At 42.7% G+C, this 7,303-nt stretch carries 8 protein-coding genes and 2 pseudogenes; 4 read left to right on the top strand and 6 right to left on the bottom strand.

Annotation, left to right across the window (positions count from 1 at the left end; genetic code table 11):
- Positions 1-25: 25 nt before the first annotated feature.
- A complete protein-coding gene (locus G1O98_RS35735) occupies positions 26-700 on the bottom strand; it encodes an energy-coupling factor ABC transporter ATP-binding protein (RefSeq protein WP_163938853.1) in 675 nt (224 codons plus the stop codon).
- A 317-nt stretch (positions 701-1,017) separates the two neighbouring features.
- Between G1O98_RS35735 and G1O98_RS35730 the strand changes: the two genes are divergently transcribed.
- The 3 genes from G1O98_RS35730 to G1O98_RS35720 all read left to right on the top strand — a co-directional run bounded on the left by G1O98_RS35730 (position 1,018) and on the right by G1O98_RS35720 (position 2,948).
- On the top strand, positions 1,018-1,974 hold the full coding sequence (locus G1O98_RS35730; protein ID WP_163938851.1) for a Sll0314/Alr1548 family TPR repeat-containing protein: 957 nt from the start codon (positions 1,018-1,020) through the stop codon (positions 1,972-1,974).
- An 81-nt stretch (positions 1,975-2,055) separates the two neighbouring features.
- Positions 2,056-2,508 carry a DUF3531 family protein gene (locus G1O98_RS35725; RefSeq protein ID WP_069070833.1) on the top strand — a complete coding sequence of 151 codons (453 nt, stop codon included), beginning with the start codon at positions 2,056-2,058 and terminating at the stop codon, positions 2,506-2,508.
- An 8-nt stretch (positions 2,509-2,516) separates the two neighbouring features.
- Positions 2,517-2,948: an NUDIX domain-containing protein gene (locus G1O98_RS35720; protein WP_163938849.1), complete on the top strand. Its 432-nt coding sequence runs from the start codon at positions 2,517-2,519 to the stop codon at positions 2,946-2,948.
- Positions 2,949-2,968: 20 nt separating this feature from the next.
- On the opposite strand, the gene G1O98_RS35715 is transcribed toward G1O98_RS35720, so the two are convergent.
- Positions 2,969-3,151: a hypothetical protein gene (locus tag G1O98_RS35715; protein ID WP_163938841.1), complete on the bottom strand. Its 183-nt coding sequence runs from the start codon at positions 3,149-3,151 to the stop codon at positions 2,969-2,971.
- Positions 3,148-3,387, bottom strand: a pseudogene (locus G1O98_RS35710) (hypothetical protein). The gene G1O98_RS35715 and the pseudogene G1O98_RS35710 overlap by 4 nt, the downstream one beginning before the upstream one ends.
- 181 nt (positions 3,388-3,568) lie before the next feature.
- On the opposite strand from G1O98_RS35710, the gene G1O98_RS35705 reads away from it, so the two are divergent.
- Positions 3,569-4,036: a DUF29 domain-containing protein gene (locus G1O98_RS35705; RefSeq protein ID WP_202985850.1), complete on the top strand. Its 468-nt coding sequence runs from the start codon at positions 3,569-3,571 to the stop codon at positions 4,034-4,036.
- 10 nt (positions 4,037-4,046) lie between these two features.
- Here the strand turns inward: G1O98_RS35705 and G1O98_RS35700 are convergent, their stop codons facing one another.
- The 3 genes and pseudogenes from G1O98_RS35700 to mfd all read right to left on the bottom strand — a co-directional run.
- Entirely contained in the window at positions 4,047-4,256 is a 210-nt protein-coding gene (locus tag G1O98_RS35700) for a type II toxin-antitoxin system HicA family toxin (RefSeq protein WP_163938845.1), read from the bottom strand.
- Positions 4,253-4,396: pseudogene (locus tag G1O98_RS40450) on the bottom strand (type II toxin-antitoxin system HicB family antitoxin); the annotation flags it as partial. The pseudogene G1O98_RS40450 and the gene G1O98_RS35700, both read right to left, overlap by 4 nt.
- Before the next feature lie 374 nt (positions 4,397-4,770).
- Positions 4,771-7,303: transcription-repair coupling factor (mfd, locus tag G1O98_RS35690; protein ID WP_163938843.1), on the bottom strand; the 2,533-nt coding region annotated here is incomplete at its 5' end.

The following is a 7,303-nucleotide window of genomic DNA, read 5'->3' as shown; positions in this document are numbered from 1 at the left end:
CCAGTCCCCAATCCCCAATCCCCTTTCATACCGATGGTAGAGGTTCTTTGACTTTGGATTCTAGTGTCTTTGGGTCTACTGATTGTAGTTCGCCGTGGTTGAGTGTCCAGCAACGATCTGCGATCGCTAACAAATCCCCAGCATCGTGTGTTACTACCAATAGCGTCCAATCTTGTTTCAGCTTTGCTAATAAATTTACCAGTTGTCGACGCATTGACCAATCTAACCCAGCAGTGGGTTCATCCAATAACAGTAAATTTGGCTGGCGAATCAATTGCACTGCTAAAGCTAAACGCCTCTGTTGACCACCACTCAAAGCATGGGGAGCAGCAGAAAGCGATAAATGTTCTAATCCCACCTCAGTTAGGGCTTGCCTGACTCGTTCTGACCCTAACTCAGGATGTCCTAAACGCAATTCTTCTAAAATTGAACCACCGCAAAAGTGCCGTTCTGGAAACTGAAATACTAACCCAGCTAATTGTTGTAGCTGTTCGGCTATAAGTTCTTGTTCTCGCCAGAAGAGTGCGCCAGTTGTGGGTTCGGCTAGTCCTGACAAAATTTCTAGTAAAGTACTTTTTCCCGAACCACTGGGGCCGATAATCAGACCTAGCTGCTGGGGTGCTAATTCCAAGTTGATCGATTTAAGAATCGCTGTTGGACAGGCTGTGGGGTGATAATTTACATTTCGGAGATAGAGCATTTGTTAAGATTACCAAAAAGTCAGCAAATTACTGATTAGCTACACTGAGAGTACCTGGAAAATTCTGGAAAAATTTATAATGCATTACCTGGATTAACAGCTTAATCTAGCAGTAAGAATCATCCAATTTTTCTCCATTGTGGCAGACTCACCCTGGAACAATGGCTATGACGAGCCTGGAAACATGGAAAAATTATCAAAGTCAACCTTTATATAAGAAAATTTTGGTTGAGGCAGAGGCAAGTTAAAATTAATCATTTTTTGCATTCTAAGTAACACATACAACTATTTCAACCGCAATTATTCTGAGGGTTAAAATGACTAAAAGGTTTTCTTCGCCTCGATTTGTAGTGCCTACCAGACTCACTACCCTTGCTCAGACTGCTTTTGGTGCTGCGTTCGCCTTTGGCGTTGCCCCTTGGGCAATCGCACTTAATCTGTGGGTAAATCCCTCCCTGGCTGGCGATCCGTTTCGCAATAGCGAACCTCATCAAATTGGCGACCAAACAGAAGCAGCTTTTAAAGCGATGTTCCAACAGGGTAACTATCCAGCAGCAGAGCGTTATCTGGAACAAGCAATATCCAAAGAGCCAAATGAACCTCTAGCTTATGCGATGAAGGCATCTTTGGCATACGGAAATAAGGATTGGGCTAAACTAGACACATACAGTAAAAAAACTCTAGAAACCGGACAAAAACTGATTCCCAACGATCCATTGCGTGGTAATTTATACACTGCTGTTGGTCATTTTTTAGAAGGAGCAGTAATTCTTACCCGTGAGGGTACAGTCAACGGTGTACCACAAGCTTTTAGTCGGCTGCGGCAAGTTTATGAATATTTAGATAAAGCCGAAGCAATTTCTGCCAACGATCCAGAACTGAATTTAATCAAGGGTTATATGGATTTATTGTTGGCGGTTAATTTGCCTTTTGCTAGTCCCGATCAATCAATTGGACGCTTAGAAAAAAATGCTGCTCCTGGGTATCTCGTTGATCGGGGTATTGCTCTTGCTTACCGGGATTTAAAAAGGTATCCACAAGCACTAGAGTATGTCAATCGAGCTATCAAAACCACATCCGATAATCCAGAAATTTATTATCTCAAAGCCCAAATCCTGAAAGAACTGGGGCAAAAAGAAAAAAGCCAGCAGATGATTCAGGAAGCGATCGCTAATTTTGACAAAGCATTAACTAAAAAATCTCAACTCCCAAGCGATTTAGTCAAACAAATTGAGAGCGAACGCAAAAATGCTGCTAGCCTTAACAATCTTTAGTCCCAATTCCCAATTCCCCATTCCCCATGCCCTACTTTGATATGCTTATTTGCAGAACAGTAATTGAGATATTAGACCAAAATGGAGATTCAGTTCCGCGAGATTAATCCTTTTGATATGTGGATTTGGCTGAAATTCAGCACAAATCCTTCTGCACGTGAAAAACAGTATGTAGAAGAAGTTTTCAATTCCTGGTTTTATCTGGGTAAATTGGGCGCATTTAATGCAGAGAATCTTCAGGTGCAGGACACTGGACTCGATATCAGCTACATGAATTATGATGAGCAAGGATATGACAAAAGCTTGCTAGCACTGATGCACAACATTGGTGAGTTTGAATATGAGGGACAGTGGGGGCGTTGTTGGTTTGACTTAGGAACCAGTGATGCGATCGCTCTGGATATTCTAATCAACGCGCTCACACAACTAAGTCAGGAATACGTCACCATTGAAGAATTGTACATCGGTGGCGAAAATCCAGATTGGCCTATTGAGGATAGCGAAAGTCGTCCTCAATCTATTTATGATAATTAGTTATAAAAATGAATAAAGCAGGCGAAATTCGGGTAATAGCCTTGGGGCTAATTCGGGATGGCGATCGCATATTTGTTTCTGAAGGCTATGATCCCGTAAAGCAAGAAACATTTTATCGGGCTTTAGGCGGTGGTGTTGATTTTGGCGAAACCAGCTATGCCGCCTTAGAACGAGAGTTTCAAGAGGAAATTCAGGCAGACTTAAGGAATATTAAATATCTAGGTTGTATAGAGAACCTGTTTACATTTAATGGTAGGCAAGGTCATGAAATCATTCAGCTTTATCAATGTGACTTTGCTGATTCAAAATTTTATCAACTGGAAAGTTTAGTTTTTTCAGAATCACAACATCATAAACATAGAGCGTTATGGATAGATATCTCTCGCTTTGAATCTGGTGAATTACGATTAGTACCTGAAGTATTTTTTGAATATTTATAAATTATTTGTAAATTTTAACTTCATGGTAAGCGCTCATCTTTTGATCCAAATGGAGTATGCGATCGCACTGTGTCACTACAGATGAGAGAGCAACTTGTTATACTCTGCATGTGAACCGAGCCAAAACCAAATAACAATACTTGAACTTGCTCAGGTAGATCAGCAAACCCTTGACGAAACTGAGCGGTTATACGTGACTTCACAATTTATCTGGATCTAACTCTTGGGTTTGACCTGCACGGTATTCAGCCATTGCTTCGATTGCAAGTTTGGCAAGCATATCTGGAGAGCAAGCAAAAGCTTCATCCCAACGGCGTTCATCTTCTAGTTCTGCCAAAATCATCGCCGCGATGCCTGCGGCGGGCTACGCCTACGCATCTTGTTCATTGGCAGGTAAATTTTTTAGTTTAGCGATCGCTTGTTCAAGTAGCTCTGTCATAGCTGTTAATTATTACGAAAGTCATACTATAAATTATCTCTGCTTGTAGTCTATTGGGGTTTTTACGGTGCGATCGCTCTCAATAGCAGAACTAGTATTTGAAACGGTTCTACAATAAAAGCAAAGACGTTGAGGTTGAACTAACCTAATGGGTGTACCTGAAACAAACCCAAAGATACCAATGCTTTCACCAAGCCTCTACGAAACTGATTTTTACGCTTGGACACAGGAACAAGTAACTTTACTTCGTAATGAGCAGTGGAGTCAGATTGATCTGCAAAATCTGATTGAGGAGATTCAATCTTTGGGTAAACAGCAACGTCAAGAACTACGAAACCGTCTGAGTGTGTTGCTTGGACATTTACTAAAATGGCAGTACCAGTCTCAACGCCGTAGCCGTGGCTGGTTAGCAACACTTCGGATTCAACGCTTAGATATTGCTGAACTGCTCGAAGACAATCCTAGCCTCAAACCCTACCTTGAAGAAGCACTTCGCAAAGCCTACCTTAAAGGTGTCGAATTAGCTGTTGGAGAAACAGATTTGCCCAAGCGGACTTTTCCAGTAGAGTGTCCTTACAGTTTGGTAGAGATTATGGACTATGATTTCTACCCTGGTGAACCAAGCAAGTTGGTAGATGAATCAGAGTAGTAATTTGAAATTAAAGTAAATCTTCTTCAGATAGCTGGGCTATTTTCATCAAAGCTTTCAAGGTTCCAACTTTCAAATCTTGATTGCGGTGAACAGGATATTGACAGGATTTTTCTACTTCGGGGTTTTCATAAATATAATGACTGCCAGTAATTCTTTGCAAAACCCAACCTTTTTGCTCCACAATCTTACAAAGTTGCTTCCCGGAAATCGATTTCATACAGCAATTTCGACAACTTGATCTGTTGACTCAATTGCATTACGACTGTTAGCAACTTCAAGCCAACCTTCAATAGCATCTTTTAAATTAGCCATTACCTCTTCTATGGTGTCTCCTTCGGTAATACAACCGGGAAGTGCGGAAACCTCTGCTCAATAGCCGCCTTCTTCTGCTGGATGAATGATTGCTCTGATTTTCATAAACTTGTTGAGCTAGTTTGTGAGAATATGCTATCAAAAATACCCTCAATACCAAGGTATGTTGGGCCAATGTGAAATTTTTCTTTTTCCATTGTTGGTTGTCCGTGCTATGGAAACTTAGATGCCTAATCTCTCACAGACAAAACTAACTCACCACCGAAATTACACAGATAACAGCGATGTCTACGACTGGCTATGCCTACACACTTTGCTTTTTACTCAAAACGTGTCAGTGTCGGGTAGCTATTAACGTGTGTAGGGCTGTATCCTCTGTAGGTTTGGTTCTAAATTGATAGAAACTTGAGCAAAACTTATTAAACAACAGCCGCCTCTGGAATTGCACCCTGCATTCTCCCAAAAGCATCAATCAAATTCTGCAATTGTTGATCTGCTTTAAATACTCCTAACCCGCGCACCGTGACTTTACCCGGAGAATAGACAAACCGCGTCTTGAGATTGTCTGGTAAATTCGCCGCCAACAAATTCCAAGCTGGTTCCTCCATCGGCGTTTCTAAAACGACGTGCTGCTTTTGTTCTGGCTTAATCCGGCTAAATCCGAGTTTTTTCGCTAGCTGTTTGAGTTCCATGACTCGCAAAAGTTGATTTGCAGGGACTGGTAAAGTACCATAGCGATCGCTCCACTCGGCTGCAATCTGGTTTAATTCTGATTTAGATTTAGCTGTTGCCACCGCCCGATAAGCACTCATCTTTTGATCCAAATCGGTAATATAATCTGCTGGGATAAATGCCGTCAGGTTAAGGTCAATCTGGGTATCCTCCACTTTCGGAATTTCTTGTCCTCGGATTTCCCGAATTGCTTCTTCCAGCATTTCCATGTATAAATCAAAGCCGATGGCATCCATTTGACCGGATTGTTCTGCACCTAACAAGTTACCCACACCTCTAATTTCCATGTCGCGCATCGCTAGCTGATATCCAGAACCTAACTGTGTAAATTCCTGAATTGCTCGTAATCTTTGCCGTGCTGCATCAGATAATTGCCGTTGCTTTGGATAAAATAACCAAGCATGAGCTTGGATACCTGCACGTCCCACACGACCGCGTAATTGATACAGTTGTGCCAATCCAAAGCGGTGAGCATCTTCAATTAAAATGGTGTTGACTCGCGGAATATCTAAGCCAGATTCAATAATTGTCGTACAAACAAGGATGTCTGCATCGCCATTGCTGAAAGTGAGCATGGTTGATTCTAACTCGCTTTCATCCATTTGACCGTGAGCGATCGCAAATCTAGCTCCCGGTATCACTTCTCGTAAATTGGCTGTGGTTTCTTCAATCCCGTCCACTCGCGGAACTACATAAAATACCTGTCCACCTCTATCTAATTCTTGACGAATTGCACTGCGGATACTTTCAGAATTTATCGGTGACAGATGGGTTTTAATCGCTCGTCTAGTTGGGGGTGGTGTTGTAATTAAACTCATTTCCCGAATTCCCGACAAGGACATATACAAAGTCCGGGGAATGGGTGTGGCGGAGAGTGTAAGCACGTCCACTTGAGTTTTCAGGCTTTTAATTTTTTCTTTCTGGTTTACCCCAAACCTCTGTTCTTCATCCACCACCAACAGTCCTAAATCCCGGAACATCACGCCTTTACCCAAAAGTTGCTGTGTACCAACAACTACATCTAATTCACCAGTTGCCAATCGCTTTTGAATATCGCGGCGCTCTTCAGCCGAACGAAAACGGTTGAGCAAACCGACATTTACCGGGTAAGGTGCAAAACGTTCTTTGAGTGTATGGTAATGCTGCTGTGTTAAAATTGTCGTTGGCGCAAGGAGTGCCACTTGTTTACCGGCGGTGACTGCTTTAAAAACAGCACGAATCGCCACTTCCGTCTTTCCAAAACCGACATCGCCACAAACTAAGCGATCCATTGGGCGATCGCTTTCCATGTCGCGTTTCACATCTTGTACAGCTTTGAGTTGATCCGTTGTGGGTTGGTAGGGGAAAGAATCTTCCAATTCCTCCTGCCAAGGCATATCACTGGGAAAGCTAAAACCTTGTTGTTGCGATCGCGCTGCATACAGTTTCAACAAGTCCACCGCCAATTTTCTGATGGCTTTGCGGACTTTATTCTTGGTATTTTCCCAAGCTTTACCAGTCATCCTGTTGAGTTCCGGTGCTTTATCACCTCCGGCGCGGAACCGGGATAAAGCACCCACTTGATCGGCGGCAACTCTTAATAACCCGTCAGCATACTGCACCACCAAATAATCACGGGTTTCATTATTAATCGTCAAACTTTCCAGCTTGACAAATTTACCAACACCATGATTTCTGTGAACTACATAATCGCCTGGACGCAGCTTATTGGGATCAACCTGCTTAGAAGTAGCTTTGTGGCGCTTGCGGATATAGCCGGGAGTCGCCAAGGAATGCTGCCCAAAAAATTCCCGGTCTGTAACGATTACTATTCGGTATGTCGGCAGAATAAAACCTTCAAGTTCCGCCAGACCAGAATATTTTAGAGCTATGGGAGTATGGTTAATTTGCAGCTTATCTATCGCTTGGTAGTCGCGGGGATTGGGGATAAACTGAGCCGGACAATCATGTTCTTGCAACAGCGATACAGAACGCGAAGGTTGAGCAGAAAGTAGCCAGATCGAGAAATTGCGATCGCGTTCTTGACGGATAGTTTCAGCTAGTTTAGCAAACTGGTGTGGCGTGACTGGAAGTGATCGACTAGAAAGATTGATCCCACTATTTTCCTCTGACAGTTCCGATAAATATAGTGTTTTAAATTTGGCAATGTCAGCCAAACACTCATCAAAAGACCGATGAATTCTCGGTACCTGCTTAGACTCTTCCCCATTCCCCATTCCC

Origin of the sequence: Nostoc sp. UIC 10630 (genome assembly GCF_010747425.1) — a bacterium.
Taxonomy (GTDB): Bacteria; Cyanobacteriota; Cyanobacteriia; order Cyanobacteriales; family Nostocaceae; genus Nostoc.
Note: the sequence above shows the minus strand (reverse complement) of the source record. Positions and strands in the feature narration are given on the sequence as shown.